General features: G+C 68.1%; 24 protein-coding genes. 8 read left to right on the top strand and 16 right to left on the bottom strand.

All coding sequences use genetic code 11. From position 1 onward, the window contains the following. The first annotated feature begins 83 nt into the window (after positions 1–83). Positions 84–425 (top strand): DUF805 domain-containing protein, encoded by a 342-nt coding sequence (locus GU920_RS08915; RefSeq protein ID WP_161766686.1) that lies wholly within the window; start codon positions 84–86, stop codon positions 423–425. A gap of 48 nt (positions 426–473) precedes the next feature. On the opposite strand, the gene GU920_RS08910 is transcribed toward GU920_RS08915, so the two are convergent. The 3 genes from GU920_RS08910 to GU920_RS08900 all read right to left on the bottom strand — a co-directional run bounded on the left by GU920_RS08910 (position 474) and on the right by GU920_RS08900 (position 3,225). After that, positions 474–1,820 carry a glutamate--cysteine ligase gene (locus GU920_RS08910; protein WP_161766685.1) on the bottom strand — a complete coding sequence of 449 codons (1,347 nt, stop codon included), beginning with the start codon at positions 1,818–1,820 and terminating at the stop codon, positions 474–476. A gap of 104 nt (positions 1,821–1,924) precedes the next feature. Continuing rightward, positions 1,925–2,491: a hypothetical protein gene (locus GU920_RS08905; RefSeq protein WP_201744071.1), complete on the bottom strand. Its 567-nt coding sequence runs from the start codon at positions 2,489–2,491 to the stop codon at positions 1,925–1,927. Beyond that, positions 2,488–3,225, bottom strand: coding sequence for a 16S rRNA (uracil(1498)-N(3))-methyltransferase (locus GU920_RS08900; RefSeq protein ID WP_201744070.1), 738 nt, complete (start codon positions 3,223–3,225; stop codon positions 2,488–2,490). The genes GU920_RS08905 and GU920_RS08900 overlap by 4 nt, the downstream gene beginning before the upstream one ends. A gap of 12 nt (positions 3,226–3,237) precedes the next feature. Between GU920_RS08900 and ubiA the strand changes: the two genes are divergently transcribed. The 3 genes from ubiA to GU920_RS08885 all read left to right on the top strand — a co-directional run bounded on the left by ubiA (position 3,238) and on the right by GU920_RS08885 (position 7,291). Continuing rightward, positions 3,238–4,227 carry a 4-hydroxybenzoate octaprenyltransferase gene (gene ubiA / locus GU920_RS08895; RefSeq protein WP_235933196.1) on the top strand — a complete coding sequence of 330 codons (990 nt, stop codon included), beginning with the start codon at positions 3,238–3,240 and terminating at the stop codon, positions 4,225–4,227. Between the two features lie 246 nt (positions 4,228–4,473). Beyond that, positions 4,474–6,936 carry an OmpA family protein gene (locus GU920_RS08890; RefSeq protein ID WP_394351560.1) on the top strand — a complete coding sequence of 821 codons (2,463 nt, stop codon included), beginning with the start codon at positions 4,474–4,476 and terminating at the stop codon, positions 6,934–6,936. Positions 6,937–6,961: 25 nt separating this feature from the next. Beyond that, positions 6,962–7,291 carry a hypothetical protein gene (locus GU920_RS08885; RefSeq protein WP_161766682.1) on the top strand — a complete coding sequence of 110 codons (330 nt, stop codon included), beginning with the start codon at positions 6,962–6,964 and terminating at the stop codon, positions 7,289–7,291. Between the two features lie 66 nt (positions 7,292–7,357). Here GU920_RS08885 and GU920_RS08880 read toward each other — a convergent pair whose 3' ends face one another. After that, the gene (locus GU920_RS08880) at positions 7,358–8,173 is read right to left on the bottom strand and encodes an alpha/beta hydrolase (protein ID WP_235933194.1); all 816 of its coding nucleotides are present in this window, start codon (positions 8,171–8,173) and stop codon (positions 7,358–7,360) included. Positions 8,174–8,299: 126 nt separating this feature from the next. Between GU920_RS08880 and GU920_RS08875 the strand changes: the two genes are divergently transcribed. Beyond that, positions 8,300–9,778, top strand: coding sequence for an NAD-dependent succinate-semialdehyde dehydrogenase (locus tag GU920_RS08875; protein WP_161766681.1), 1,479 nt, complete (start codon positions 8,300–8,302; stop codon positions 9,776–9,778). 120 nt (positions 9,779–9,898) lie between these two features. Here GU920_RS08875 and GU920_RS08870 read toward each other — a convergent pair whose 3' ends face one another. After that, positions 9,899–10,528: a TetR/AcrR family transcriptional regulator gene (locus GU920_RS08870; protein ID WP_161766680.1), complete on the bottom strand. Its 630-nt coding sequence runs from the start codon at positions 10,526–10,528 to the stop codon at positions 9,899–9,901. Positions 10,529–10,640: 112 nt separating this feature from the next. On the opposite strand from GU920_RS08870, the gene GU920_RS08865 reads away from it, so the two are divergent. After that, positions 10,641–10,898, top strand: coding sequence for a hypothetical protein (locus GU920_RS08865; RefSeq protein WP_161766679.1), 258 nt, complete (start codon positions 10,641–10,643; stop codon positions 10,896–10,898). Between the two features lie 123 nt (positions 10,899–11,021). Beyond that, entirely contained in the window at positions 11,022–11,540 is a 519-nt protein-coding gene (locus GU920_RS08860; RefSeq protein WP_161766678.1) for a peptidoglycan-binding protein, read from the top strand. A 74-nt stretch (positions 11,541–11,614) separates the two neighbouring features. On the opposite strand, the gene GU920_RS08855 is transcribed toward GU920_RS08860, so the two are convergent. From GU920_RS08855 to GU920_RS08825, 7 genes are all read right to left on the bottom strand, one after another. After that, a complete protein-coding gene (locus GU920_RS08855; protein ID WP_161766677.1) occupies positions 11,615–12,439 on the bottom strand; it encodes a trypsin-like serine peptidase in 825 nt (274 codons plus the stop codon). 239 nt (positions 12,440–12,678) lie between these two features. Next, positions 12,679–13,152: an Hsp20 family protein gene (locus GU920_RS08850; RefSeq protein WP_161766676.1), complete on the bottom strand. Its 474-nt coding sequence runs from the start codon at positions 13,150–13,152 to the stop codon at positions 12,679–12,681. A 146-nt stretch (positions 13,153–13,298) separates the two neighbouring features. Beyond that, positions 13,299–14,090, bottom strand: a complete 792-nt coding sequence (locus GU920_RS08845) for a trypsin-like serine peptidase (protein WP_161766675.1) — start codon at positions 14,088–14,090, stop codon at positions 13,299–13,301. A gap of 291 nt (positions 14,091–14,381) precedes the next feature. Continuing rightward, positions 14,382–15,674: a glycolate oxidase subunit GlcF gene (gene glcF / locus GU920_RS08840; RefSeq protein ID WP_161766674.1), complete on the bottom strand. Its 1,293-nt coding sequence runs from the start codon at positions 15,672–15,674 to the stop codon at positions 14,382–14,384. 9 nt (positions 15,675–15,683) lie between these two features. Further along, complete coding sequence (locus GU920_RS08835; protein ID WP_161766673.1) at positions 15,684–15,995, bottom strand: hypothetical protein; 312 nt, start codon at positions 15,993–15,995, stop codon at positions 15,684–15,686. A gap of 1 nt (position 15,996) precedes the next feature. After that, complete coding sequence (locus GU920_RS08830) at positions 15,997–17,088, bottom strand: FAD-binding protein (protein WP_161766672.1); 1,092 nt, start codon at positions 17,086–17,088, stop codon at positions 15,997–15,999. A gap of 115 nt (positions 17,089–17,203) precedes the next feature. Then, positions 17,204–18,637, bottom strand: coding sequence for an FAD-linked oxidase C-terminal domain-containing protein (locus GU920_RS08825; RefSeq protein ID WP_161766671.1), 1,434 nt, complete (start codon positions 18,635–18,637; stop codon positions 17,204–17,206). A 98-nt stretch (positions 18,638–18,735) separates the two neighbouring features. Here GU920_RS08825 and GU920_RS08820 point away from each other — a divergent pair, with 98 nt between their 5' ends. Beyond that, positions 18,736–19,425, top strand: coding sequence for a DUF599 domain-containing protein (locus GU920_RS08820; protein ID WP_161766670.1), 690 nt, complete (start codon positions 18,736–18,738; stop codon positions 19,423–19,425). Here GU920_RS08820 and GU920_RS08815 read toward each other — a convergent pair. The 4 genes from GU920_RS08815 to GU920_RS08800 are packed head-to-tail and all read right to left on the bottom strand — an operon-like array spanning position 19,409 to position 26,200. Continuing rightward, positions 19,409–21,487, bottom strand: a complete 2,079-nt coding sequence (locus GU920_RS08815) for a hypothetical protein (RefSeq protein WP_161766669.1) — start codon at positions 21,485–21,487, stop codon at positions 19,409–19,411. The genes GU920_RS08820 and GU920_RS08815 overlap by 17 nt on opposite strands. Then, positions 21,484–24,312 carry a DUF4159 domain-containing protein gene (locus tag GU920_RS08810; RefSeq protein WP_161766668.1) on the bottom strand — a complete coding sequence of 943 codons (2,829 nt, stop codon included), beginning with the start codon at positions 24,310–24,312 and terminating at the stop codon, positions 21,484–21,486. Before GU920_RS08810 ends, GU920_RS08815 begins: the two co-directional genes overlap by 4 nt. Continuing rightward, positions 24,312–25,199 carry a DUF58 domain-containing protein gene (locus GU920_RS08805; protein WP_328799249.1) on the bottom strand — a complete coding sequence of 296 codons (888 nt, stop codon included), beginning with the start codon at positions 25,197–25,199 and terminating at the stop codon, positions 24,312–24,314. Before GU920_RS08805 ends, GU920_RS08810 begins: the two co-directional genes overlap by 1 nt. Next, positions 25,196–26,200, bottom strand: coding sequence for an AAA family ATPase (locus GU920_RS08800; protein ID WP_161766667.1), 1,005 nt, complete (start codon positions 26,198–26,200; stop codon positions 25,196–25,198). The genes GU920_RS08805 and GU920_RS08800 overlap by 4 nt, the downstream gene beginning before the upstream one ends. Positions 26,201–26,271 lie beyond the last annotated feature (71 nt).

Below are 26,271 nucleotides of genomic sequence, written 5' to 3'. Positions count from 1 at the left end.
GCGCGCCATCCTGCGCAACGCTTGGCATGCCATCGCTGCCAATGGCGCAGGGTTTGGCCAAAAGACGTAACGAGGGAACCGAAATGAACATGATCGAGGCCGTAAAGGCCGTATTTTCCAAATATGCCACATTCGAGGGCCGCGCGCGGCGGTCGGAATACTGGTGGTTTTTCCTTTTCAGCATGATCATCGCGCTGATCCTGAATGTGATCTCGCCCGGCCTCTTGGGCGGGATCTGGGCGCTGGTGACGCTGCTGCCGTCGATCGCCGTTGGCGCGCGGCGGCTGCATGACATCGACCGCACGGGGTGGTGGCTGCTGATCGGGTTCATCCCGCTGATCGGGCTGATCGTGCTGATCGTCTTCTTCATCAAGCGTGGCGACACCCTGCCGAACCGCTTCGGCCTGCCGCCGATCCCGGCCTGAGGCTGTGGCGACCAGGGCGCGGGGACACCCGCGCCTTGGCACCGGGCGCTACAGGCTGGCCGCCTCATAGAGGTTCGACAGATCGCCCGCCCATTCCCCACGGTAGAGGTCGAGCCACCGGTCGGCCTGCGTCTGACCCGTCTCCACCGCGCGCACCAGCGGCCCGAGATAGCGCTCCTCGCCCCGGCCCCGTCCTGCGAGGCCGGCATGGGACAGGGCCACCGCCGCCCGCGCCAGATCGGCGATGCGCACGCCGCCCGCCTCGCCCGCCAGCCCGGCGACCGAGGCCGCGACGCGCAGGCCTTCCCGCGTTTCCGCATCCAAGCCCTTCACCAGATCCCACGCCGCATCCAGCGCCGTCTGGTCATACATCAGCCCCACCCAGAAGGCAGGCAGCGCCACGATATGCGCCTGATCCCCGCAATCGGCGCCGCGCATCTCGATATACCGTTTCACCCGCGCCTCGGGGAACACGGTCGTCATGTGATCGGCCCAGTCCGACAGCGTGGGCTTCTCACCCGGCAAGGCCGGCAATTCCCCCTTCAGGAAATCGCGGAAGGATTGGCCCAGCGCGTTGATATACTTTCCGTCGCGATAGACGAAATACATCGGCACATCGAGGACCCAATCCACATAGGCCTGAAACCCAAAGCCTTCGTCAAAGGCGAAGGGCAGCATCCCCGTGCGCGCATTGTCCAGCCCCCGCCAGATGCGCGACCGCCACGACTTGTGCCCGTTCTCGCGCCCCTCGAAGAACGGCGACGAGGCGAACAGCGCCGTCGCCACCGGCTGCAAGGCCAGCGAGACGCGCAGCTTCTTCACCATGTCCGCCTCGGAGGCGTAGTCGAGATTCACCTGCACGGTCGAGGTGCGGTACATCATCTGCGTGCCATGGGTGCCGACGCGGCCCATGTAATCGGTCATCAGCCGGTAGCGCCCCTTGGGCATGACCGGCATATCCTCGTGCCGCCATTCCGGCGCGGCGCCGATCCCCATGAAGCGGATGCCCAGCGGTTCGGCCAGCGCCCGCACCTCATCAAGGTGATTGCGCAATTCGGCGTCGGTCTCGGTCACGCTGTCAAAGGCCGCGCCCGACAGTTCGAACTGCCCGCCGGGTTCAAGGCTGATATTCGCCCCGTTCCGCGTCAGCCCGATCACGTTGTCGCCCTCGCGCACGGGGGTCCAGCCGAAGCGCGCCTCAAGCCCCGCAAACAGCGCGCTGATCGACCGCGCGCCGTCATAGGGAAGCGGGCGGCGCGTGTCGGTCAGCCAGCCAAATTTTTCATGCTCGGTCCCGATGCGCCACAAGTCCTTGGTCTTGCAGCCGGATTCCATGAATTCCGCCAGCTGGGAAAAGCTTTCGATCGGCCCGCCGCCGGATTGGGGAATCGACATGTGGAAGGCTCCGATCTTCGCTTTTCTTCAAGGCCTCATCTGGTGCTTTGACTGCACGGTCAAGTCAAGGGGCGCTCGCACAGGGGCGGGATGGCGCGTCCGGTCTAGACCGCCGCGACACCGCGCCCGGCCCGGCGCCAGATCACCTGCATCGTTTCGCCCGCCACCAGACCGCGCCCCGCCACTTGCCCCCTCACTTGCCCCGTGCCATCGCCCTGCGGATCCAGCGCAGACAACAGCGCCGCCATATCCATGCCGGGCAGCGCGGCAAAGACATCGAACAGCGCATCCGCCCCCGCCGCATCGACCGGCACCAGAAGCGCCTGCCCGTCGGCCTGACGCAACCGCCAAAGCCGCCGCCCGCGCAACGTCACCAGCCGCACCTCCACCAGTTCGGCCACGCTGATGAACCCGCCCACCTGCGGCCCCATATAGGAGATCTGCGCCTCGTCCACCTCGACGATCCCCGGCGCCTCGGCCCCTTGGGCAAAGCGCATCCGCCGCCACCCCTGCAGTGCCGCCGCCAGCGCCAACCCCGCCACGAACAGCCCGATGGGCACCAGCACCAGCCCGCCCTGTGCCGCGATCCAGAGGCCCGCGCCTGCAACAGCGGCGGCAAGCAGCACTTCGCGCCATTGCCACAGCACCAACCGCACCTCGCGCCGGATCATGGCCGCCAATCCCCAAGGCTGGCCTGCCACAGCGCCAGCGCCGCCACCGCCGCCGTATCCGCCCGCAGGATGCGCGGGCCAAGGCTGACGGCCAGCACCTGCGGCATCGCGCGCAGACGCGCCTTTTCCTGATCCGAAAATCCGCCCTCAGGCCCGATCAGTATCGCCCATGGCCCACGAGGTTCGCCCGCCAGCCCCCCCGACAGCAGCTGCGCCGCACCCATGAGCGACTCGTCACACCACAGGATGCGCCGATCGGCGGGCCAGCCTGCCAGAAGGCGATCCAGCGCCGCCAGTTCGGCCACCTCAGGCACGAAGGTGCCGCCGCATTGTTCGGCCGCTTCCACCGCATGGGCCTGCAACCTGTCCTGCCGGATGCGTTCGGAATTGGTGTGCCGCGTCTGGACAGGCAGGATGCGGCGGGCGCCCATTTCTACCGCCTTTTCCACGATGAAATCCGTCCGCGCCTTCTTGATTGGCGCGAAAAGAAGCCAGAGGTCGGGCGGCATCAGCAAGGGCCGGGTCTGGGCCTGACAGACCAGCACGCCGCCGCGCTTGCCCGCCTCGGCCACCTCGGCCCGCCATTCACCATCCCGCCCGTTGAACAGGGCCACCACCGCCCCCACGGCCAGCCGCATCACCGCAAACAGGTAATGCGCCTGATCCGCCGTCAGGGCGACGGCTTGCCCCTGCCCAAGGGGCTGCTCTACATAAAGACGAACCTTCGCATCCATGATCGGCACCCTATGACCCAACCGCCCGCAATGCCAGAGGCCCGGAGGGAAACCCAAGGTCCAAACGGCACCGTCGCCGATGCCCCGCGCGGCAACTGGGTCGATACGCTGGCCCCGGCCGCCAGCCGCCCCTATCTGCGCCTGTCGCGGGCCGACCGGCCCATCGGGACATGGCTTCTGTGGTTGCCCTGCCTCTGGGCCGTTGCGCTGGCGGCCGCGGCCCGGGGCGGCTTTACCGGCGGCGATCTGTGGCTGATGCTGTCCGCAGGTCTGGGCGCGTTTCTGATGCGCGGGGCGGGCTGCACATGGAACGACATCACCGACCGCGACATCGACGCCGCCGTTGCGCGCACCCGGTCGCGCCCCCTGCCGTCGGGACAGATCAGCGTGCGGCAGGCGGTGATCTGGATGGGGGCGCAGGCGATGGTCGCCGCCGTGATCCTGTTCACCTATCACCCGCTGGCCATCGCGCTGGGCGTGGGGTCGCTGGCGCTGGTGGCCATCTATCCCTTTGCCAAGCGGTTCACATGGTGGCCGCAGGCCTTTCTTGGCCTTGCCTTCAATTGGGGCGCGCTACTGCTCTGGGCGGCGGCCGAGGGCAGCCTGTCGGTGGCGCCCGTCCTGCTGTATGCGGCGGGCTTCGTCTGGACGCTGTTCTACGACACGATCTATGCCCATCAGGACCGCGAGGATGACGCGCTGATCGGGGTGCGGTCCACCGCGCGGCTGTTTGACCGCAATACCGGGCGCTGGCTGGCGGGGTTCCTGATCGCGACCGTCACGCTGATGGCAGCGGCGGTGATCGCGGCGCTGTTGCCCCTGGCCAGCCCGTGGCCCCTGCTGATTGCGCTGGCGGGGGTCTGGGCGATGGGCTGGCACATGCTGTGGCAGTTGCGCCAGTTGAACATCGACGACCCCGCGCTGTGCCTGCGCCTGTTCCGCGCCAATCGCGACACGGGGCTGATCCCTGCGCTGTTTCTTGCCGCTGCGACACTCGTTTGATTGAACCTTGCAGGCCTGCGCCGTAAGCACGGCTGGCGCGGACAGAATCCCCCAATGGCATGGGGGTGGCCGCGCCCTGACCAGCGCCCGACGCGGCGCTCCGACCAGCGCCCGAAGGAAAGCTGCCCGATGCGCCTGCCAAAGCTGCGCCTGCCCCGGCCCGATCTCTCTGCACTCCGCCCCAAAGGCGACAGGAAACCCGAATTTCGGCTGCCCGGCCTGCGGGGCGGGCGTCCGTCGCAGGGCATGATCGCGCTGTTCGCCTTTGCCGGGGCCGGGGCTTTTGCCGTCTTCATCGCGATGACGGCGGCAGCGGTGATCGAGCGGCGCTCGCTCAAGGCGGTGAATTACGCGCTGGGCAATGAGGGCATCACCTGGGTCGAAGCCAGCGCCGATGGCATGCTGGTCATCCTGTCCGGCACCGCACCGAACGAAGCGGCGCGCTTCCGCGCGGTCAACATCGCCGGAACGGTGATCGACAGCGGGCGCGTGCGCGACGAGTTGCAGGTCACGCCCGCAACCAGCATCGAAGCCCCCCGCTTTTCCATCGAAATGCTGCGCAATGACGACGGGATCCAGTTGATCGGCCTTCTGCCCGAGGGCGAGGCCGAGGCCACCCTCACCGCCGCCGCAGAAGAGCTGTCGCGCGGCATCGCCGTGGCCGACATGCTGGAAACCGCCGCCTATGCCCCACCCGAAAGCTGGCAGGCGGCCTTTGATTTCGGCCTGGCGGCGCTGCGCCTGCTGCCCCGGTCGAAAATCTCGGTTGCGGCGGATGCCGTGGCCGTGACCGCCATCGCCACCAGCGAGGCCGAGAAGCGGACGCTCGAATCCGAACTGGCACGCCTGCGCCCCGAGGGGCTGGCGCTCAGCATCGACATCTCAGCCCCGCGCCCGGTGATCACCCCCTTCACGCTGCGCTTCGTCAAGGATGCCCAAGGCGCGCGGTTCGATGCCTGTTCGGCCGATACCGATGCCGCGCGCACGCGTATCCTCGCCGCCGCCACCGCCGCCGGGCTGGAGGGCAAGGCCTCCTGCACCGTGGGCCTTGGCGTGCCCAGCCCGCGCTGGGCCGAGGCGGCCGAAGCCGCGATCCGCGCCATCGCCGCCATGGGGCAAGGAACGGTGACGTTCTCGGATGCCGACATTTCGCTGGTGGCGGCCGAGGGCACCGAACAGGCCGCCTTCGATCGCGCGCTGGGCGAGTTGGAGGCCGCGCTGCCGCAGGCCTTTTCGCTCGATGCCACGCTGCCGCGTCCCGACGCGGCCGCCGCCGGCCCGGCCGAATTCACCGCCACCCTGAACCCCGAAGGCCGGGTCGAGATGCGGGGACGCCTGACGGATGAATTGCAACGCGCCGCCGTGGACAGCCTGGCCAAGGCGGCCTTTGGCGCAGGCCGCGTCTACAATGCCACGCGGCTGGATGCGGAATTGCCCGATGGCTGGCCCGTCCGGGTTCTGGCGGGGCTCGAGGCGCTGGCCGAACTGGACGAGGGCAACCTTCTGGTGCGCGAGGACACAGTCGAGGTGTCGGGGGTGACCGGCTCGCTCTCGGCCAGCGACCGGGTGAGCCAGATCCTTTCGGGCAAGCTCGGCCAAGGGCAGCAGTTCAAGGTCAGCGTCCGCTATGATGAAGAGCGTGATCCGCTGGCCGCCCTGCCGACGCCGCAGGAATGTCTGGCCACGGTGAACGGGCTTCTGGCCGGGCAAAAGATCACCTTCCCCCCCGGATCAGCCGAAATCGACGCCCAGACCGGGCAATTGATGACGCGGATCGCCGATACGCTGAACGAATGTGCCGTGATGCCACTGGAAATCGCCGGTCACACGGATTCGCAGGGATCGGAAGAAGGCAACCGCGCCCTGTCGCAGGCCCGGGCCGAGGCGGTGCTGCTGGCGCTGCAGGGCCGCCGCGTAGAGGTGGGGCAGATGCGCGCCGTGGGCTATGGCGAAAGCCGCCCCATCGCCGACAATGACACGGAACAGGGGCGCGAGGCGAACCGCCGCATCGAATTTACCCTGATCGGCGCGCCTGCCGTGGCAACCGCCGCCGCCGATCCGTCGGCCGCCCCCCCTGCCACGGCGACGGCCGCTGCCGATGGCACGGTCATCCCGGCGCTTGCCCCGCCGTCGGACGGCGCGGCCTGCGTGGCCAACATCACCGCCCTGTTGGAGCGCGACAAGATCACCTTCGATCCGGGTTCGGACGACATCTCCGACGCCTCCCGCCCGCTTGTGGCGGCCCTGTCGGAACTGCTGGGCCAATGCCCGGGCGTCCCGATCGAGGTGGCCGGCCATACGGATTCGCAAGGCACCGAACGCAACAACCGCACCCTGTCAGAAGACCGTGCAAAAGCGGTGCTGGTGGCGCTGGCGGAAAGCGGGGTGGATGTCTCCACGCTCAAGGCCGTGGGCTATGGCGAAGAAAGCCCGATCGCCGACAACGGCACCGAAGAGGGGCGCGAGGCCAACCGCCGGATCGAATTCACCCTGATCGGCGCCCCCGCCACACCCGCAACCGACACCGCCGCGGCGCCTGCCGCCCCGGCAGGTGCGGCGGCCCCGGCGGATGCGGCGGCAGAAACCAGCCCGGCAACAGCGCAGGCAGCGCCACAGGAAACGCCCGACTTCTCAAACGACACCAGCCCCTCTGTCGCACCGCAGGAAAAGACCTTGCGTCCGACCGCGCGTCCCGCGAATAACGGTTAATCGCAGCGAACAGACCAAGGCCCCTATGAACCGCCAGGAATTCATCACCGCGACTGCCATCATCCTCTTGCTGGCATTCGCCCTCGGCTGGTTCGCCTATTGGCTGCTCCATCGCTTCACCCGGGTCGCAGGCGGCGACGTGGCAGAGATGGACAACCTCGCCCAAGCCCTGCACGAGGCCGAAGAGGCCCGCGATCAGGCGCTGATCTATCTGGAAGAACGCGAGGCCGAACTGATGAACCAGATCGCCCAGACCGAAGCAGAACTGCGCGCAGCCATGGAAGGCCTGCGCGACGCCCGGCACGAAGCCGAAGAGATGCGCGCCTATATCGAACGGATGCACGCCGCGAACTGACGCCGGGGCCGGGCGCCAACCAAATTTCTTCGAAGAAATCTGCAAAAATCTTTCAAGATTGTTGGTCTATCCCAAACCGTCCAGACAGGCCCCGGTCAGCGCCGATGCCGGATCGGCCAACCCGTCCACCACATCGAAATGATGCCGCCCCGGATCAACGGTCCAGCCGCAGCCCCAAGCCTCTGACAGCACCCGCGCCTGCCACAGGAAGGCAGGCCGCTCCTGCGCGCCGACCCAGACATGCGCCGCGACCCCCGCCGCGCGGGCCAACCGCGCCGGGCTCTCCGCGGCACATTCCCGTCCGTCCAGCCGGAGCTTTTCGTTCATCGTCGTGCCCGCCAGCGGGGCCAGCTCGGCAAGGGGCGAGATCGGCACCACCCGCGCCAGCCGAGGCACCGCCTGATCGGCGCAGCCCATCCGCGCCGCCAGATGCCCGCCCGCCGAATGGCCCGTCACGACCACCGGACCCGCCACGAGATCCGCAGCCATGGCGCAGGCGCGCGCCACCTCTGCCGTCATTTCTGAAATCCGCGCGTCAGGCGCCAGCGTGTAGGACGGCATCGCGCAGGCCCAGCCCCGCGCCAGCGCCCCCGCCGCCAGATGCGACCACGTCTCGCGCCCGAAAGCCATCCAATAGCCGCCATGGACAAAGACCAGCACCCCGCGCGGCGGCGCATCCGGCAGGAACAGATCCAGCCGCTGCCGCGCGCCCGGACCATAGGCCAGATCCAGCCGCGCCCGCGCGCCCAGCGAATCGCGAAAGGCCGCAGCCTGCGCCAGCCATCGGGGGGGAAACCCGTCAGCCCCCGGGATGAAGGCCCCATTGGAATAGGCCCGGTCCAGCCCGGCCCGATCCATCCCCCACAGGTGCAAATCCGCCATCTTCGCTTCCGTTTCCGCCGATTTGATCAAAATTCCCGGCCGAGGCCGCGCTTTTTCCGCGCCGGAACTGGACAAGCCCCCCATCGCGGATGCATCCATCCATAACCCGAAACGCCGGAGGCCCCCATGCTCGATTCCGTCACCAACCTTGCGTCGCTTCTGAAAGACCCGACGCTTCTGGTCACCAAGGCCTATGTCGCAGGCCAGTGGATCGACGCCGATGATGGCACGACCTTCGAAGTGACGAACCCCGCCCGCGGCGATGTGATCTGCCACCTGCCCAATCTGGGCCGGGCCGAAACCGCCCGCGCCATCGACGCCGCGCAAAAGGCGATGAAGGACTGGGCCGCCCGCACCGGCAAAGAACGCGCCGCTATCCTGCGCAAGTGGTTCGATCTGATGATGGCCAATCAGGATGACCTTGGCAAAATCCTGACCGCCGAGATGGGCAAACCGCTGGCCGAGGCAAAGGGCGAGGTCGCTTATGGCGCCTCCTTCATCGAATGGTTCGGGGAAGAGGCCAAGCGCGTCTATGGCGAAACCATTCCCGGCCACCAGCGCGACAAGCGCATCACGGTGATCAAGCAGCCCATCGGGGTGGTGGGTTCCATCACGCCGTGGAACTTCCCCAATGCGATGATCGCGCGCAAGGTTGGCCCGGCCCTCGCCGCGGGCTGCGGCTTTGTCGCGCGCCCTGCCGCCGAGACGCCCCTTTCGGCGCTGGCCATGGCGCTGCTGGGGGAACGGGCGGGCCTGCCTGCGGGGATCTTCTCGGTCATCACCTCCACCCATTCCTCGGCCATCGGCAAGGAATTCTGCGAAAACCACGCGGTGCGCAAACTCACCTTCACCGGTTCTACCGAAGTGGGGCGCATCCTGCTGCGGCAGGCGGCGGATCAGGTGATGAAATGTTCGATGGAACTGGGCGGCAACGCGCCCTTCATCGTGTTCGACGATGCCGATCTGGATGCCGCCGTGCAGGGCGCCATGATCTCCAAGTTCCGCAACAACGGCCAGACCTGCGTCTGCGCCAACCGCATCTATGTGCAGGCCGGCGTCTATGACGCTTTCGCCAGGAAACTGGCGGAAGCCGTGGCCAAGACCAAGGTCGGCGACGGCCTGACGGAAGACGTGACCTTCGGCCCGCTGATCAACGAAAAGGCCGTCCTGAAGGTAGAGGAACACATCTCCGACGCCCTGTCCAAAGGCGCAAAGGTGGAAACCGGCGGCAAGCGTCACGAACTGGGCGGGTCCTTCTTCCAGCCCACCATCCTGACCGGCGTCACCACCGACATGCTGGTGACGAACGAAGAAACCTTCGGCCCGCTCGCCCCCCTGTTCAAGTTCGAGACCGAGGAAGAGGTGATCGAACTGGCCAATGCCACGATCTTCGGCCTCGCCTCCTATTTCTACGCCCGCGACATCGGCCGCATCACCCGCGTGCAAGAGGCGCTGGAATACGGCATGGTGGGCGTGAACACGGGCCTGATCTCCACCGAAGTGGCCCCCTTTGGCGGGGTGAAACAATCCGGCCTTGGCCGCGAAGGCAGCCATCACGGGATGGAGGACTATCTGGAGATGAAATACATCTGCCTCAGCCTGTGACGCCATGGCGCTGCGCCCGGCCATCCTTCTGCTCCTCTGCCTCGCGCTTGCGGCCTGCGGGCGCGGGGTGCCGATCCTGCCGCTGATCTGACCTGCCCCGAGACTGCCGTGCCGGGCCAGTCAGACCGGCAGCAGAAGCGCCGTGAGCGGCCCCCAGAGCATGGCCACCGCCTCCTCGGGCGAAGGGGTGGGTTCTGAAAAGACCGCCTCGCGCATCCCCACCGTGTAGATCGCCCAGAGACCGGCCAGCGCGTCAGACTGCGCAAGATGCGGGCGGATGGTGCCTGTCGCCTGCCCCTCTTCGATCAGGCGCGCGACAGGGGCGAGGAAGGCCCCGCGATCCGCCCTGTTCTCGGCCTCGGCCGCGCTGGACCAGGTCCAGCCATGCGCCTGCAACACCTTGAGCAGGCGCGGATCGGCCAGATCGAACCGCGCCCAATCCTCCAGCACCCGGCGCAGCCGTTCCACCGCATCCCCCGGGCGGGCTGCGATCTCTTCGGTCCGGGCCAGCAACACCGAATAGCCTTCCTTGACGAGCGCGGCGATCAGCCCGGCCTTGCCGTCGAAATAGGCGTTGATCAGGCTATGCGACACGCCCGCCCGGCGCGCCACCTCCACCACCGAAATCGCCTCCACCCCCCGCTCGGCGGCGATGCTTCGGGCGGCCGCCAAAAGCGCCTGCCGGGTGGACTGTCGCTGCGCGTCGCGCCGCGCGCGGGCCGGTTCGGAAAGAGTGTAACTGCGGGTCATGCGATGGGGGTGTAGCGGCTATGCAGAAATTGTCAAAGACATTGTCTTGCAGATTTCAGTCACAAATCTTAATTGAATTGACAATGTAAATGAGATGACAATTGGACCTCCGATGATCCAGCACACCGACGACATGCCCGACTTCCTGCGCCGCCTTGCCCAACGCACCATCGAGGACGGCCTGATGAACCTGACCGAAGCCGAACGCATCGACGTGGCGACCGAACTCTACCGCCTCGCCGATGCCATTACCGTGGAACCGGTCACACAGGGCGATATCGAAGCGCGGCGTCAGGCGATCCGTCGGGTGGACTGGCTGATCAGATGGCTCGACCGCGCGGCGCAAAAGCCGCCAATGTCCATGGGTTAGCACTGGGACAACAGCCGCGACCAGCCGTTGTTATCGCATATCACCCTTGCGATTTTGCCTAGCAGCGCCCCCGCACCCATGTCGGTGGCAAGGCATCCCGCCGAACCGTCGAAAGGATTGATCATGCTGCCCAACACAATGCCGCGTCTCCGCTCTGTCGCCACCGCCGCCGTCGCGGCCCTGTCCCTTGTCGCCACCACCGCCGCGCCCGTGCAGGCCGGCCAGCGTGAGCGCGACTTCCTCAAGGGCGTCGCCGCCACGGTCATCGTGGGCACGGTGCTGAACAACCTCAACAACCGCGCCCAGGCGCAACCGCGCTACTACGCGCCGCCGCGCGCACAGCCGCAACCGCAATACTACGCGCCCCACACGCCGCATCAGCCCAGCTACTTCGCACAGCCGACGCGCCCCGCCCTGTCCACCTCTGCCGCCGCGCAGGCGTTCAAAAGCTATAGCCCCACCGAACGCCGGGCGATCCAGCGGCAACTGGCGCGGCAGGGCTACTACTATGGCGGCATCGACGGCGTCTTTGGCCCGGCCACCTTCCGCGCGGTCGCATCCTATGCCGCCGACCGTGGCCTTGGCGGGCGCATCGACAGCGCATCCGGCGCCTATACCGTCTATGACAGCCTGATCTACTGATCGAAGAAGGGGCGCGCTTCCGGGGGGGGGCGCGCGCCCCGCGATCTGTGGCAAACCTCGGCGCGGCGTCCCGATCAGGGCGCCTCGCCCACCCGCAGGAACTTGGCCCCACCCGCGCCCATACCGCCACCCGCGCCCGAAATCATCCGCACCTCTGGCGCCGCCTTCCGCGCCGCGCGGTCCAACTCGGCCATCAGGCCGGTCACCACCCCCGCGATCGGAACGGCGATGGCGACAGGCCTGCCATTCATCTCTGCCTTCGCGGAAATGACGGATACGACTTCCGACCCATAGGCAGTGTCGCGGAACACAGGCGAGCCTGACGCGCCAAACTCCACCGGGCAATCCAGCACGGCCACCCGGCCCTCGACACCCAGCACCGAACAGACATCCTGCAGCGACGCCGCCTCTGACCGGTCCTTGGCATAGGACACGATCTCCACCCGGTCGCCGCCCCGCGGAACCGATCCCGTCGGCGCCGGCGTGATCGAGGGCAGGAGGATCGGCTCCGCCAGCTTGATCAGACCGATGTCATGGCTGGTCTGTGTTCTGCGCGCCTCGACATCCCCATCCAGGCCGGGCTGGAAACCGGGATGGGGCAAAAGCATCGCGACCGCACGATCCGCCTCGGCCCGGCCATCGCGCCATCCGGCACGGAAGGTCACTTCCGATGGCGCAAAGGGCTCTCCCGTCGTCATGTCGTAAAGACAATGCGCCGCCGTAAGCACCACATCCGGCGCAATCAGGGTGCCGGTGCAAAACCCGTCTGACCCGAAATCAATCCGCCCGACCGCCGCCCACCGCCCGGCCACCACGCCGGTCTCAAGCGGGCGCAGATTTCCATCCCCCGCCAAGGCCGGATGTGCCAGAAGGGCCAGACAGACCAGAACGCCACGCATCCCCATGCTCCACCATCGCGCGTCTTGATCGGCAGACTGCCACGCGATGCTGGCGGAAAAACGGCAGAGAAACGCAACCACCGGGGCGATCACCGGGGCCAATCACCGGGGCGCCCTGAGGCGCACCGCAGGCAACGACAGCGCACCTTTTGCCGCGCCCGCGGCCCGTGCCGGGCGCTGAATGTGCAAAAGGGGCGCCCGTGCGGGCACCCCTTCCATCGTGATCCTGAACGGACCCGTCAGTTGGCGTCGCGCGCCGTCCCTTCCAGAACCGGCGCCCCAGTCGCGCCCGATGCCGAAATCTCGATCCGGCGCGGCTTCAACGCCTCGGGCGTTTCGCGCAGCAGTTCAATATGCAGCATGCCATGTTCATGCACCGCGCCCGACACGCGCACATGATCGGCCAGCGCAAAGCGCCGCTCGAAGGCACGGGTCGCGATCCCGCGATGCAGATAGGTCTTGCCGGCGTCATCGGCGGCCTTGCGGGCCGTCACCACCAGTGTGCCATCCTTGATCTCGACGGCCAGTTCCTCAGGCGTGAACCCAGCCACGGCGATCGAGATGCGATAGGCATCCTCGGCGGTCTTTTCGATGTTGTAGGGCGGATAGGTGGGCTGGGCGACATCGGTCGACAGCACGCGATCCATCAGGTCGGCGATCCGGTCAAAGCCGACGGTCGCACGGTAAAGCGGGGCGAAATCAAGGGTTCGCATGTGGGTCATCCTCCAGTGAGCGATGCTATGTGATGCCCTCCGCAAGGGACGGGCGGGAAACGCACCGGCCCTGTCACAGGCGCCGCTGCCCCCTAGATCTGGGAAGGCGCGTCCGCCCTTTCAAGCCCCCCGCCGCCCGCCGCCGTTCAGGGCGCGACCTTGATGAACTTCGCCCCACCACTGCCCCCCGACAGAACCTTCGGCCCCGGCGCCGCGCGCGGCGCGCCTGCCGCCATCTCGGCCTGCAACGTGGCCAGAGGTTCCATCAACGGCACGGCCAGCGCCACGGGCCGCCCCTCCACCGCCGCCTTGGCCGACACGACAGACACGATGCGCACCTCGCCATCGCGCAGCACAAAGACCGGCGCGCCCGAGGCGCCAAACTCCACCGCGCAGCTCAGCACCATCAGATCGGTGCGCTGCGCCATGACCTCGCACACTTCCTGCAGGGATGGCGCCTCGGACCGGTCCATCGCATAGGACACGATCCCCACCTCCTCGCCCATCAGGGGCGACCAGTCGGTGGCAAAAGGCGCGACCTGCGGCAGACGGATCGGCTGGTCCAGCCGAAGCAGCGCCAGATCGACGCCGACATTCACCAGATCCTCGCCCACGTCGAACCGGTATCCCGGATGCGGCAGCGCGCGCGCCACGTTGCGATAGGCCTCCGCCCGGCCATTCCTCCACCCCGCAAGGAATCGCAAATCCCCATCCGCGATGCGCGCGCCCGTCTCCTTGTCAAACAGGCAATGCGCGGCGGTCAGCACAAGGTCATCGGCGATCAGCGCCCCGGTGCAGAACCCCCGGTCGCCCAGCTCGATGCGCCCCACCGCCTGCCAGCCCTTGCCGTCCTGCACGGTCTGCAAAGCGCGCATCGTCGGCCCCTCGGCCAGGGCAGGGCCGCCGATCAGACAGAGCGCAAGGGCAAGAGCACGCATTCCACACCTTCTCTCAGGGCCGCCATGTCCGCTACCCCGCCATTCCGGCATAAGTTTGACAGCCCGCCAGACACACGTCCAGCGCCCCACTCGCCAAAGACCGAAAGCCCCGCCCGACCGATGCAGCAAACCACGCCTTCGGGCTTCATCTTGGCCCAAATACCCATGCCCCCGCCGCCACCCGCGCAGGGGTATCCGTGGCAGCCTATCGCCCGCCTTGGATAAGGCGACGTCCGGCACGGACATCGCCCAAAATTCTGCGTCAGAATTTTCCTGCGCCGGGGGTGGCCCCTACCCCGCCTGACCCAGCGCGCGGGGCTTGGGCCCACCCGTCGCCCAATCCAGCAGTTCCACCGTATGCACCACCGGCACCGCGGTCCCCGATCCGATCTGCATCATGCAGCCGATATTGCCCGCCGCGATCAGATCCGGCGCGCGCGCCTCCAGCGTGCGCACCTTGCGCGCCTTCAACGCCTTCGAAATCTCGGGCTGCAGCAGGTTGTAGGTCCCCGCCGATCCGCAGCACAGATGGCTGTCCGCCGGTTCCACCACCTCGAACCCGGCCCGGCGCAAAAGATCCTTCGGCGCCGTCTTCACCTGCTGGCCGTGCTGCAGCGAACAGGCCGCGTGATAGGCCACGCGCAGACCCTTCGCCGCCCCTTCGGGCAGCCCGATCCGCACCAGCAGTTCCGATATGTCGCAAGCCAGCCCCGCCACCCGCGCCGCATCCGCCGCCAGGGGATCGTTTCGGAACATATGCCCGTAATCCTTCACCGTCGTCCCGCAGCCGGATGTGTTGATGACGATCGCATCCAGCCCGTCCCCCGCAACCTCGGCCATGAAGGCGCGGATGTTTGCGGCGGCAAAACCATGCGCCTCATCCTCGCGCCCCATGTGATGGGTCAGCGCGCCGCAGCACCCCATGCCGCGGGGCACCACCACCTCGCAGCCCAGCCGCGTCAGCAGGCGGATCGTGGCATCGTTGATATCGGTGTTCAGCGCCTTCTGCGCGCAGCCCGTCATCAGCGCGACGCGCATCTTGCGCGCGCCCGCAGGGGCAAAGCGCTGCGGATCATCGTTGCGTGAAACCGGCGGCACCCGTTTCGGCACCATGTCGAGCATCGCCTGCACCCGCGCATCGGGGATCAGCCGCGCGAAGGGCCGCCCCACCTTGGCCAGCAGGATCGCCAGCCGGAACCGCATCGGATAGGGCAGCACCTTGGCCAGCACAAAGCGCAGCGCGCGGTCGGTGAAAGGCCGCTTATAGGTCACCTCCACATGGGCGCGGGCGTGGTCGATCAGATGCATGTAATGCACGCCCGAAGGGCATGTCGTCATGCAGGACAGGCAGGACAGGCACCTGTCCAGATGCTTCACCGTGCGCGCATCCGCCGCCCGGCCCGTCTCCAGCATTTCCTTGATCAGGTAGATCCGCCCGCGCGGGCTGTCCAACTCATCCCCCAGCACCTGATAGGTGGGGCAGGTCGCGGTGCAGAACCCGCAATGCACGCAGGACCGCAAGATCTCGTTCGATCGCGCCAGCGCCGGGATGGCCAACTGCGCATCGGTGAAGTTCGTCTGCATCGGTGACCCTCACAGCATCAGGATGAACAAAAGCAGCCCCGAAAGGCCAAGGCCCACGGCGATCGCCGGCCAGAGCCAGCCCGGCGCCTCCGGCCCGATCAGGCCGCGCACCCCCTGCGCGACCGCCGCCAGCACCACGGGAAGCGCGCCTAGGATCACCAGAAACCGGGTGAACCCGTCATCCGTCACGGGATCATGCATCAGCCAGACCACCGCCAACGCCGCCCCGGCAAGCGCGATGCCCAACCCCGCCCGCCCGCGCGGCAGCAGACAGAGCGACGCATAAACCGCCAGCGGATAAAGGATAAGGACCAGCGCCATCTCAGGCGCCCACCATCACGCCGGGATTGAACAGCCCCTTGGGATCGAACTTGGCCCGCAGCCCGGCGCTCAGCGCCGCCACCGCCGCCGGCTCCGGCGGAAAGGCCGGCCCCGGCCCGGCGCCCCGGACCCGCGTCGCATGGCCCTGAAACACCCCTAGCCGCGCGCGCAGATCCACCCCCGGCGCCATGCGCAGCCAGACCAGCCCGCCCCCCCAATCGTAAAGCGCCGCCTCTGCCCCCGCCCGCGCCACCAGCCCGGGCGCGTCGGACGGCACCACCGACAGCCGCCACACATCGCCCGGCATCCCGTGGAACGGTGCCACGTCCCGCAGTTCGGCCCAGACAGCGCCATCCACCTCGGCCACCGCGCCGAACCGCCCCAGCACCCGCGCCAATTCCCGCGCCCGATAGCGCACCGATGTCTCGAACCCTTCCAGCCGCAGAAACGTGCCGCGCCCCGGCAGATGCGCAGCGCCCGTCACGTCATAGGGCGACCCAAGCGCCGCCGCCATGGCCGCCACCGCCTGCCCGTCATCCAGCCCGGCCAGAGCCAGCGTCGCCTGCATCTCGGGCGCGGGCAGCAGTTTGAAGGCCACCTCCGTGATCACCCCCAGCGTGCCATGCGATCCGGCCATCAGTTTTACCAGATCAATCCCCGTCACGTTCTTCATCACCCGCCCGCCATTGCGGATCACGTTCCCCGTGCCATCCACAAAGCGCACCCCGATCAGGCTGTCCCGGCAGGCCCCCGCCTGCACGCGCCGCGGCCCGCTGGCATTGGCGGCCACGACGCCGCCGATGGTGCTCTCCCCACCCCGGCCCAGCAGCCCGCGCAGATCCGGCGGCTCGAATGGCAGGCGCTGCCCCTCGGCCGCCAGCGCCGACTCCACCTCGGCCAAAGGCGTCCCCGCCCGCACCACCAGCGTCAACGCACCGGGTTCATAAAGCGTGATCCCGGCCAGCCCCCCGGTCTCCAACACCTCGGCAGGACCAACCGCGCCAATCCCCCGCGTCCCGCCGCCACGCAGCGCCAAGGGCGCATTGGCCACGCGCACCAGTTCCGCCAGTTCCGCCTCACTCCCCGGCCGCATGCCCGCACCTCCATCTCGGGCTCTCACCCTGCGGGAAAGAAAGACCCTGCCCCATTCCCCGTTGTCCAAATATCCTGCGGGGGTCCGGGGGTGCAAAACCCCCGGTCCCACAGCCTCAGGCCGCGCGACGGCTGGCCGTTACATAAAGCGGAAACACCTTCGCCGGGTTCAGCAGCCAGCCGGGATCGAACACATCCTTCACCCTCAGCTGCGCCTCCATATCCGTGTCGGAAAACTGCACCGGCATCAGGTCGCGCTTTTCCACGCCCACGCCATGCTCGCCGGTCAGGCAGCCGCCCACCTCGACGCACAGCTTCAGGATATCCGCGCCCAGCGCTTCGGCCTTTTCCAGATCGCCCGGCTGGTTGGCGTTGAAGATGATCAGCGGGTGCATGTTGCCATCCCCGGCATGGAACACATTCGCCACCCGCAGCCCGTAGCTTTCCGTCAACTCCCCGATCCGGCGCAGGACAAAGGCCAGTTCGGAAACCGGGATCGTGCCATCAAGGCAGATGTAATCCCCCATCTGCCCCATCGCGCCGAAGGCCGATTTGCGGCCCAGCCAGATGCGCTTGGCCTGATCCTCGGTTTCGGCCTCGCGATAGGCCACCGGGTTGTGACGCGCGGCGATGGCCTTGATCCGCGCCAGCTGCTCGTCAATCTCGGCGGGGCTTCCCTCCACTTCCACGATCAGCAGCGCCTCGCAATCGGGGTATCCCGCCTTGGCAAAGGCCTCTGTCGCCTCGATGCAGGGGCGGTCCATGAATTCGATTGCCACCGGCAAGAGCCCGCCCTTGATGATGTCGGACACGCAGGCCCCCGCCACCTCGTTCGAGGTGAAGCCCATCAGCACCGGGCGCGCGCCTTCGGGCTTGGGCAGGATGCGCAACCACGCCTCCGTCACCACGCCCAACTGCCCCTCGGACCCGCAGATCACCCCCAAAAGATCAAGACCGGGCGCATCCATGTAAGGCCCGCCGATCTGCACCACCTCGCCCGTCATCGTGACCATGGTCACACCCAGCAGGTTGTTCGTCGTGACCCCGTATTTCAGGCAATGCGCCCCGCCCGAATTCATCCCGATGTTCCCGGCAATCGCGCAGGCCAGCTGGCTGGACGGATCGGGGGCATAGAAGAACCCCTCCGCCTCCACCGCGCCCGTCACCGAAAGGTTGGTCCGCCCGGCCTGCACCCGGATGAAACGGTTGGCGTAATCCGTCTCGACCACGCCATTCATCCGCGCCACGCCAAGGATCACCGCATCCGGCGTGGGCAGCGACCCGCCCGCCAGCGACGTGCCCGCCCCGCGCGGGATCACCTTCACCCCCTCGGCATGACATTCCCGCATCACCGCGGCCACCTCTTCGGTCGTGCGCGGCAGAACCACCGCCATGGGCAGGCAGCGATAGGCGGTCAAGGCATCACATTCATAGGCCCGCGTTTCGGCCGGATCGGTGATCAGCGCATCCTCGGGCAGCACCGCAGCCAGGCGGGCGACGATCCTTTCCCGCTTCGCGAGAATCGCCGGATCGGGAAGGGGCATCTCCATCGCTTGGGTCCTCTCTGGATGGCCTGGCTGAATTGGTAAAAAGATATAACCAATTTGCCGGGATGACAAGCACCAAGCCACGGCCTAACCATTCTGCCATGACCATACCGTTCCACATCGGCACGCTGACCGGCCCGGACATGATCGCCGTGGGCCTTTATGTCCTGCTCTGGGTGGCCTGCGGCTGGATCATCGAGAACCCGCCCGCGCGCCTGCCCTCTGTCTCGGTCCTGATGAAGCAGTACCGGCGCGACTGGATGGCCGAATTCGTCACCCGCCAGCCGCGCATCTTCGACGCCACGCTGATCGACAGCCTGCGCCAGGGCACCGCCTTCTTCGCTTCGGCCTGCATGATCGCCATCGGAGGCGGCGTGGCGCTGATCGGCAATTCCGAACGGGTCGAAGGGCTGGCCGCCGACCTGACGCTCGGTCAGGCCGGGCCGCAGATCGAGATGAAGATGATCCTTGTCATCGCCTTTCTCGCCAATGCGCTGCTCAAGTTCGTCTGGGCGCATCGGCTGTTCGGCTATTGCTCGATCCTGATGGGGGCGGTGCCCAACAACCCCGCCGATCCCAAGGCCCTGCCCCGCGCGGCACAGGCGGCCGAGATCAACATCACCGGCGCGCGCAGCTTCAACCGGGGGCTGCGGTCGATCTACTTTGCGCTGGGCGCGCTGGGGTGGCTGTTCGGCCCTTATGGCCTTGCACTGGCCGGATGCGCCGCCGCCGCCGTGCTGATGCGCCGCGAATTCGCCTCCCACTCGCGCGATGTCATGCTGCGGGGCTGATCCGCTTTGCCCCCCGCCGCCCTTCGATCAGCCACGCCGCCACCGCAAGACCCGCCGCCAGCAACAGCCAGATCCAACCGGGCAGCAGCGGCGCTATGGTCAGGTCCTGCGTCACATAGGCCTCGCGCGGCGTGATCCCGATCCAGCCGCGCCCCGCCGCGGGCCGCCCTTCGCGCACCGTGCGGATATCGGGCATCCCGTCCTCCAGCCGCACGATCCCGCCATTCGTGGGCGTCACCACCGGCTCCAGCACCGCACCTGTGGCGATGGTCTCCACGAATTCGCGCGGCGCCGACGGACCCACCGCCACCACCCGCGTGAGATCCCCCTGTTCCAGCCGGTAAAGCCCCATCATCGGCGCCTGCCAGACCAGCTCATAGCGCCCCGGCCCAACCTCCGTCATGGGCAGCACCACCTGCGCCCCGTCCGGCCCGGTGATCGTCAGATCGCCCGGCGGTTCCTCGGCGATGGAGCGGCGCGTCACCGTCAGATCCTGCCCGCTGGTGGTGGCGGTCAGCGCCTCTTCCTCCAGTTCGGGCTCCTTCAGCATCCAATGCGCCAGCCGCCGCAGCATCTCCAGTTGCGGGCCGCCGCCCTCATACCCGCGCCCCCAAAGCCAGGCGTGGTCAGAGGCCAGCACCGCCACCCGCCCCTCGCCCACGCGGTCCAGCACCAGAAGCGGCCGATCCTCGGCGCCCGACATCACCACCTGCCCCGCGCGCGGCACCACGTCGATCTGCCGGAACCAGCGGCCCCAGCCGCCTTCGGGCGCCAGATCCTCCAGCCCCTCGGTCACCGGATGGCGATGCCCCAGATCCGTCAGCGCGGGGCGGAAGCCCCCCTCGATCACCCGCGCGGTGGGTTCCACCGGCAGCACCTCGGCCAAGGGCGACCGCCAGAGCGAATCCACCGCCCCGAATTCCGGCCCCGCCGCCACCAGCACGGTGCCGCCATTGCGCACATATTGCGCGACGTTTTCCAGATAGGACATCGGCAGGATGCCCCGCATCCGATAGCGGTCAAACACGATCAGATCGAATTCCTCGATCTTCTCGACGAACAGTTCCCGCGTCGGAAAGGCGATCAGCGACAATTCCGTCACCGGGATGCCGTCCTGCTTTTCCGGCGGGCGCAGGATGGTGAAATGCACCAGATCGACGCTCGCATCCGACTTCAGCAGGTTGCGCCAGACGCGCTCCCCCGCATGCGGCTCGCCCGACACCAGCAGCACGCGCAGCCGGTCCCGCACCCCGTTGATCTGCACCACGGCGGCGTTGTTGCGGTCCGTCAGCTCACCCTCGGCCGCAGGGGTTGAAAACTGCAGCACATTCATCCCGCCATGCGGCAGCGTCACGGGCAGGTCCAGATCTTCGCCCACCGGCACACGAAAGGTCTGCGGCGCGCTGTCATCCACGGCGATGGTCAGGTCCACCTCGGTTTCGCCCGGCGCGGCGCCCTGATCTTCGATCCGCAGGGTCAGCATCACCTCTTCGTCCAGAATGGCGAAGGCAGGCGCGTTCTTCACGATCAGGCGCCGATCCCAATCCGCCTCGCGCCCCGTCAGCAGCACATGCAGGGGCGCAGGCAGCGCGGGCGCCAGTTCCACATCATGCACCTGCCCGTCGGTGATGATCATGGCCCCCGCCACGCGGGCGCGCGGCTCCTCGGACATCAGTTCCGCAAGGGCCGTCATGGCCAGCGATCCGGCATCCTCGGGCGCGTCGGCAAAGCGGCGGATGCGCAACTCGGTATTGTCCAGCCGCGCCACCTCGGCCTCCACCTCGGCGATGGCGGCCTCCACCTGTGCCGCGCGGTCGCCAAGGCCCTGACTGGCGCTGTCATCCACCACCAGAAGCACGATGTCGGACAGACCCGCCCGCTCCTCCTCCTGCAGCGACGGGTTGGCGATCGCCGCCAGCACCACCACCGCCGTCAGCCCGCGCAGCCACCAGCCCGACAATCCCCGCCACACCGCAAGCACCAGCAGGACGGCGGCAAAACCCGCAAGCCCCAGCAGCACCGGCCAAGGGACAAGCGGATCAAGGACAAGCGCACCCGTCATTGCCCCAACCTTTCCAGAAGCGCGGGGACATGCACCTGATCCGATTTATAATTCCCCGTCAGCACATGCATGATCAGGTTGACCCCGAAACGGTTCGCCATCTCGCGCTGACGCTCGCCCGCGAAACCGCGGCCCACGGGGAACATCGGCACCCCCATCTCATCCACCGCCCAGGCCGCCGCCCAGTCATTGCCGCCGATCACCACCGGCGTCACCCCGTCATTCAGGTTGCGAAACGGCATCCCCTCCACCTGTTCGGCATCCGGGGGCGCGGCTTCCACCCAGACCGCCGCGCCACCGAAACGGCCCGGGAAATCCTGCAGAAGATAGAAGGTGCGCGTCAGCACATGATCGGCGGGCACCTGTTCCAGCGGCGGTATGTTCAGCCCTGCCGCGATGCGTTGCAGATGCTGCCCCTCGGGCGTGCTGCCGCCTGCACGGGCCACATCGCTGTCGCGCGTGTCAAACAGGATCATACCGCCCGTGCGCAGATAATCGTTCAGCTTGCGATAGGCATTGGCCGAAGGCAGCGGCTGGCTCGCCGACACGGGCCAATAGAGAAAAGGGAAGAAGGCCAGCTCGTCCCGTTCGATATCCACGCCAACCGGCGCCTCGGGTTCGATCGAGGTGCGTTCCCACAGCCGCTCGCCCAACCCGCGCAAACCCGCCTCGGCCACCTGATCCAGCTGCGCGTCACCTGTCAGCACATGGGCCAGCACCACCGCCGTCGTCGCCTCAAGCGCCAGCGCCTCTTCCTCCGGGTCCAGCGGTTCAAGAGGCGCGTCCTGTGCGGGCGCGTCCTGCGCGGGGGCCTCCTGCGCCTGCACGCCGGGCGCGGGCGCCAGCGCCAGCAGCGCCAGCGCGATCACCGCCATCCCCCGCCGCAGCCCCGACAGCCGCCCCGAAATCCACAGCGCGGCCAGAATGTCGATCATCAGCGCCGCCAGCGCCGCCGACAGGAACCAGCCCTTCAACACCTGCTCCTGTGCCATGTCCAACCCTTCGATCGGTGTCCCCGCGGGCCATGTCGCCGCGACCAGTTCCGTCCCGGCCCCGACCGCGTTCAGCGCCACGCGCCGCTCCGCCCCGGCATAAAGCCCGGGCGGCAAGGCCGGGCCCGGCCCCGTGGCAATCGCCTCGGCCAGCGCCGCGCCTTCGACACCCGACATCTCGCCCGCGTCGCCCGACGCGCCATAGGCATCCAGCAACACCTCCGGCACCCAGACCTGCCCCGCCAGATCCGCCGCCCCCGGCGCGGCGGGCCGGGTGGACACGGCCATCCGTTCCAGCATCTGCACGAACAGGCCCGACAGGGGCAGCGTGGACCATTCCGCATTGGCGGTGACATGGAACAGCACCACCTGCCCCTGCCCCACCTCCTTGCGCGTCACCAGTGGCGTCCCATCCTCGAGCGAGGCGATGGTGCGCGCCGCAAGCTCGGGGTCCGGCTGGGCCAGAACCTGCGCCGTCACCTGCACCTCATCCGATACGGGCAGGCCGAAAAAGGGCGATCCTTCCGCAAAGGGCGCCAGCGTCTTGGGTTCACCCCAGCTCATCGCGCCGCCCACCATCCGCCCGCCTTCGCGCAGGCGCACCGGCATCAGCGGATCTTCCGACAGACGCGACACATCGGATGCCGCCAGCAGCGGACCGGCAAAGCGCAGAAGAAGCCCGCCGCCATCCAGCCAGCCCAGCACCGCGTCCTGCTCTTCCTGCGTCAGCGCCGGCACATCGGCCAGCACGATCACATCCGGGTTGGCCAGCAGCACATCCGTCAGCGACCCCTCGATCAGATCGGCCACGGGTTCCAACGCCTGCCGCAGGTAATGCGTGGGCGACAGCAGTTGCAGCCCCTCGGCATTGTCGGCCCGCCCGCCAATCAGCGCGACCTGACGGCGCTTCAGACTGTCATCCGTCAGGCTGACCGCGCCCGCCGACCGCTGCCCCGCAATCTCGAACCGCGTGATGCGGTTGCGCAATTCGGGCGGCAGCGACAGCGCTACCTCGCCCCGCACCGCGCCCAGACCGAATTCCAGCGTCACCCGCGCCAGTTCCCGGTCCACCCCCGCCGGATCGGGGCCGCGCGCCACCACCTCCACCGCCAGCGGATCGGCGGCGGGCAGGCGGCTGGCGGCGATCTGCACCGCGCCATCGGCAAATCCGGCCGGATGCAGCGCCAGCACCGGGCGCGGGCTCTGGAACACCGTCACCGGCCCCCGCGCCGCCAAGGCATCGAACAGCGCCGCCCGCCCCGGCCGATCCAGCCCGTCCGACAGCCAGAACGTCTCAAACCCTTCCTCGGGCAGAACCTCGGCCCATCCTTCAAGATCACCCGGCAACCACGCCTGCGGCGTCAGCGCCGCCAGACGCCCCGCCCAGGCATCGGCCGCCTGAAACGCCACCGTTTCCGGCGCATCGGTCAGCCGCATCACGGCCACCGTCCGCCCATCACGCCCCGCCTCTTCGACCAAGGCCCCCGCCCGCTCGATCCGCCGCCCCCAGTCGCGAGCATCGGCCCAGCCACCATCCAGCACCACCAACAGCGGCCCCGTTCCCGCCACCCGCTCGCGCGGATTCAGGATCGGCCCGGCAAAGGCGATGATCGCCGCCGCAATGGCCAGCATCCGCAGCAGAAGCAGCCACCACGGCGTGCGGTCCGTCTCGTTATCCTCGTCCTGCAGGCCCAGAAGCAGCGCCACGCCCGGAAACCGCCGCCGGATCGGCGCGGGCGGCACCGCCCGCAGCACCAGCCACAACAGCGGCAGCGCCACCAGCGCCCAAAGCAGGACGGGCGTCACGAAACCGACGGGGCCGATCATGAACATCAGCGGCCCCCTTCCAGCGCACGATACAGCCACAACAGCGCCGGTTGCGCAGCATCGCCGGTGTGGTGACAGTGGTAATGCCACCCCACCGCCCGGGCCAGCGCGGCCAGACGGTCCTTCCGTTCGGCCAGCCGGGCCAGATAGCGCGCCCGCAGATCGCCCGCCCGCAGCGTCTCATGCCGCAGGGTGCCACCCATGCTTTCGAATATCGTACGCCCGTCGAAGGGAAACTCTTCCTCTGCCGGGTCCAGCACCTGCAACAGCACCCCGCGCGCGCCCCGGTCCGACGCGCGGCCCAGCGCCGCCTCCACCCCGGTCAGGTCGCCCATGAAATCCGACAGGAACACCGCCCGCCCATGGCTCGCGATCCCCCCCGCCTCGGGCGTTCCGTAATCCGCGGTCGCATCGCCCTCCAGCGCCTGCAACAGCCGCAGAAGCTGCCCGCGCCCGGGCCGCGGCGGCACGCCGCCGCCCGCCAGCCCCACCCGTTCGCCCCCGCGCAGCAAAAGCACAGCCAGCGCCATGGCCAGAAGCCGCGCCCGATCGCCCTTGGTCACCCGCCCCTTCGCACCCGCGAAGGCCATGGATTTGGCCGGATCCACCCAGAGCGTCACCGATTGCGCCGCCTGCCATTCCCGCTCGCGCACAAAGGTCGCGTCAGACCGCGCCGATCGCCGCCAGTCGATCATCCGCGCGCTGTCGCCCGCATGGGTGGGGCGGTACTGCCAGAACTCATCCCCCTGTCCCGCCCGCCGGCGCCCGTGTTCGCCCAGCATGATGGTGGACGCCAGCAACTCCGCCTCGGCCAGCAAGGGAGGCAGGGATTGGCCCAGCGTTTCGGCCCGCTGGCGCAGATCGCCGGTCGAAAAGGGCGCAGCCTCCGTCACGCCGCCGCCTCAAGCCCCAGCGTGCGGCTGGCGGTGCGGTCGATGATCCCGGCAAGGCTTTCGCCCCGCGCCCGGGCGGCAAAGGAAAGCGCCATCCGATGCGTCAGCACCGGCCGCGCCAATGCGGCCACATCCGCCACCGCAGGCGCCAGCCGCCCATCGAGCAGCGCCCGCGCCCGCACCGTCAGCATCAGGGCCTGCGCCGCCCGCGGCCCCGGCCCCCAGCTCAGGGAATCGGCCAGATCGCGCCCCTCCGGTTCGCCCGGGCGGCAAGAGCGCACCAGATCAAGGATCGCCTCCACCACCTGATCGCCCACCGGCATCCGCCGCAGCACCTGTTGCGCCGCAATCAGATCTTCGGCGGTGAACACCTGATGCACCTCGGCCTCTTCGGCCCCGGTCGTGGCGATCAGGATGTCCCGCTCCGTGGCGCGGGTCGGGTATTCCACATCCACCTGCACGAGGAATCGGTCCAACTGCGCCTCGGGCAGGGGATAGGTGCCTTCCTGTTCGATCGGGTTCTGCGTGGCCAGCACATGGAACGGCCGCCCCAGCGGGCGATGCTGGCCTGCGATCGTCACCTCACGCTCCTGCATGGCCTGCAAAAGCGCCGATTGCGTCCGCGGCGAGGCGCGGTTGATCTCATCCGCCATCAAGAGCTGGCAGAAGATCGGCCCTTCCAGAAAACGGAAGGCCCGGCTGCCATCCGCCGCCGTCTCCAGCACCTCGGAGCCGAGGATATCCGCAGGCATGAGGTCCGGCGTGAACTGGATGCGGCTGCCCTTCAGCCCCATCACCGTGGACAGCGTATCCACCAGCCGCGTCTTGCCCAGCCCCGGCAGACCCACAAGCAACGCATGACCGCCGCACAGCATCGCGGCCAGCACCAGATCGACCACCTTCTCCTGCCCGATGAAGCGGCGGTTGATGGATGCCTTGGCCGCCGAAAGCTGCTCGCCCAAGCTTTCGATCCGCGCGACAAGTTCGGTTGCTTCCGCCATGACTTTGCTCCTCGCACGGTTATATGCTGCATTAGACCGAACTATCCCGTCCGGCACAAATGGCAAAAACA

It is taken from the genome of Paragemmobacter ruber (assembly GCF_009908315.1).
GTDB classification, from domain to species: Bacteria; Pseudomonadota; Alphaproteobacteria; order Rhodobacterales; family Rhodobacteraceae; genus Paragemmobacter; species Paragemmobacter ruber.
The sequence above is the reverse complement of the archived record's forward strand: the minus strand, read 5'-3'. Positions and strand labels throughout refer to the sequence as shown.

Excerpts from the sequence above, each read along its gene's own strand:
- GU920_RS08915 (WP_161766686.1), top strand. The coding sequence starts at position 84 with ATGAACATGATCGAGGCCGTAAAGGCCGTATTTTCCAAATATGCCACA.
- GU920_RS08910 (WP_161766685.1), bottom strand. The coding sequence starts at position 1,820 with ATGTCGATTCCCCAATCCGGCGGCGGGCCGATCGAAAGCTTTTCCCAG.
- GU920_RS08905 (WP_201744071.1), bottom strand. The coding sequence starts at position 2,491 with ATGATCCGGCGCGAGGTGCGGTTGGTGCTGTGGCAATGGCGCGAAGTG.
- GU920_RS08900 (WP_201744070.1), bottom strand. The coding sequence starts at position 3,225 with ATGGATGCGAAGGTTCGTCTTTATGTAGAGCAGCCCCTTGGGCAGGGG.
- ubiA (WP_235933196.1), top strand. The coding sequence starts at position 3,238 with ATGACCCAACCGCCCGCAATGCCAGAGGCCCGGAGGGAAACCCAAGGT.
- GU920_RS08890 (WP_394351560.1), top strand. The coding sequence starts at position 4,474 with ATGATCGCGCTGTTCGCCTTTGCCGGGGCCGGGGCTTTTGCCGTCTTC.
- GU920_RS08885 (WP_161766682.1), top strand. The coding sequence starts at position 6,962 with ATGAACCGCCAGGAATTCATCACCGCGACTGCCATCATCCTCTTGCTG.
- GU920_RS08880 (WP_235933194.1), bottom strand. The coding sequence starts at position 8,173 with ATGGCGGATTTGCACCTGTGGGGGATGGATCGGGCCGGGCTGGACCGG.
- GU920_RS08875 (WP_161766681.1), top strand. The coding sequence starts at position 8,300 with ATGCTCGATTCCGTCACCAACCTTGCGTCGCTTCTGAAAGACCCGACG.
- GU920_RS08870 (WP_161766680.1), bottom strand. The coding sequence starts at position 10,528 with ATGACCCGCAGTTACACTCTTTCCGAACCGGCCCGCGCGCGGCGCGAC.
- GU920_RS08865 (WP_161766679.1), top strand. The coding sequence starts at position 10,641 with ATGATCCAGCACACCGACGACATGCCCGACTTCCTGCGCCGCCTTGCC.
- GU920_RS08860 (WP_161766678.1), top strand. The coding sequence starts at position 11,022 with ATGCTGCCCAACACAATGCCGCGTCTCCGCTCTGTCGCCACCGCCGCC.
- GU920_RS08855 (WP_161766677.1), bottom strand. The coding sequence starts at position 12,439 with ATGCGTGGCGTTCTGGTCTGTCTGGCCCTTCTGGCACATCCGGCCTTG.
- GU920_RS08850 (WP_161766676.1), bottom strand. The coding sequence starts at position 13,152 with ATGCGAACCCTTGATTTCGCCCCGCTTTACCGTGCGACCGTCGGCTTT.
- GU920_RS08845 (WP_161766675.1), bottom strand. The coding sequence starts at position 14,090 with ATGCGTGCTCTTGCCCTTGCGCTCTGTCTGATCGGCGGCCCTGCCCTG.
- glcF (WP_161766674.1), bottom strand. The coding sequence starts at position 15,674 with ATGCAGACGAACTTCACCGATGCGCAGTTGGCCATCCCGGCGCTGGCG.
- GU920_RS08835 (WP_161766673.1), bottom strand. The coding sequence starts at position 15,995 with ATGGCGCTGGTCCTTATCCTTTATCCGCTGGCGGTTTATGCGTCGCTC.
- GU920_RS08830 (WP_161766672.1), bottom strand. The coding sequence starts at position 17,088 with ATGCGGCCGGGGAGTGAGGCGGAACTGGCGGAACTGGTGCGCGTGGCC.
- GU920_RS08825 (WP_161766671.1), bottom strand. The coding sequence starts at position 18,637 with ATGGAGATGCCCCTTCCCGATCCGGCGATTCTCGCGAAGCGGGAAAGG.
- GU920_RS08820 (WP_161766670.1), top strand. The coding sequence starts at position 18,736 with ATGACCATACCGTTCCACATCGGCACGCTGACCGGCCCGGACATGATC.
- GU920_RS08815 (WP_161766669.1), bottom strand. The coding sequence starts at position 21,487 with ATGACGGGTGCGCTTGTCCTTGATCCGCTTGTCCCTTGGCCGGTGCTG.
- GU920_RS08810 (WP_161766668.1), bottom strand. The coding sequence starts at position 24,312 with ATGTTCATGATCGGCCCCGTCGGTTTCGTGACGCCCGTCCTGCTTTGG.
- GU920_RS08800 (WP_161766667.1), bottom strand. The coding sequence starts at position 26,200 with ATGGCGGAAGCAACCGAACTTGTCGCGCGGATCGAAAGCTTGGGCGAG.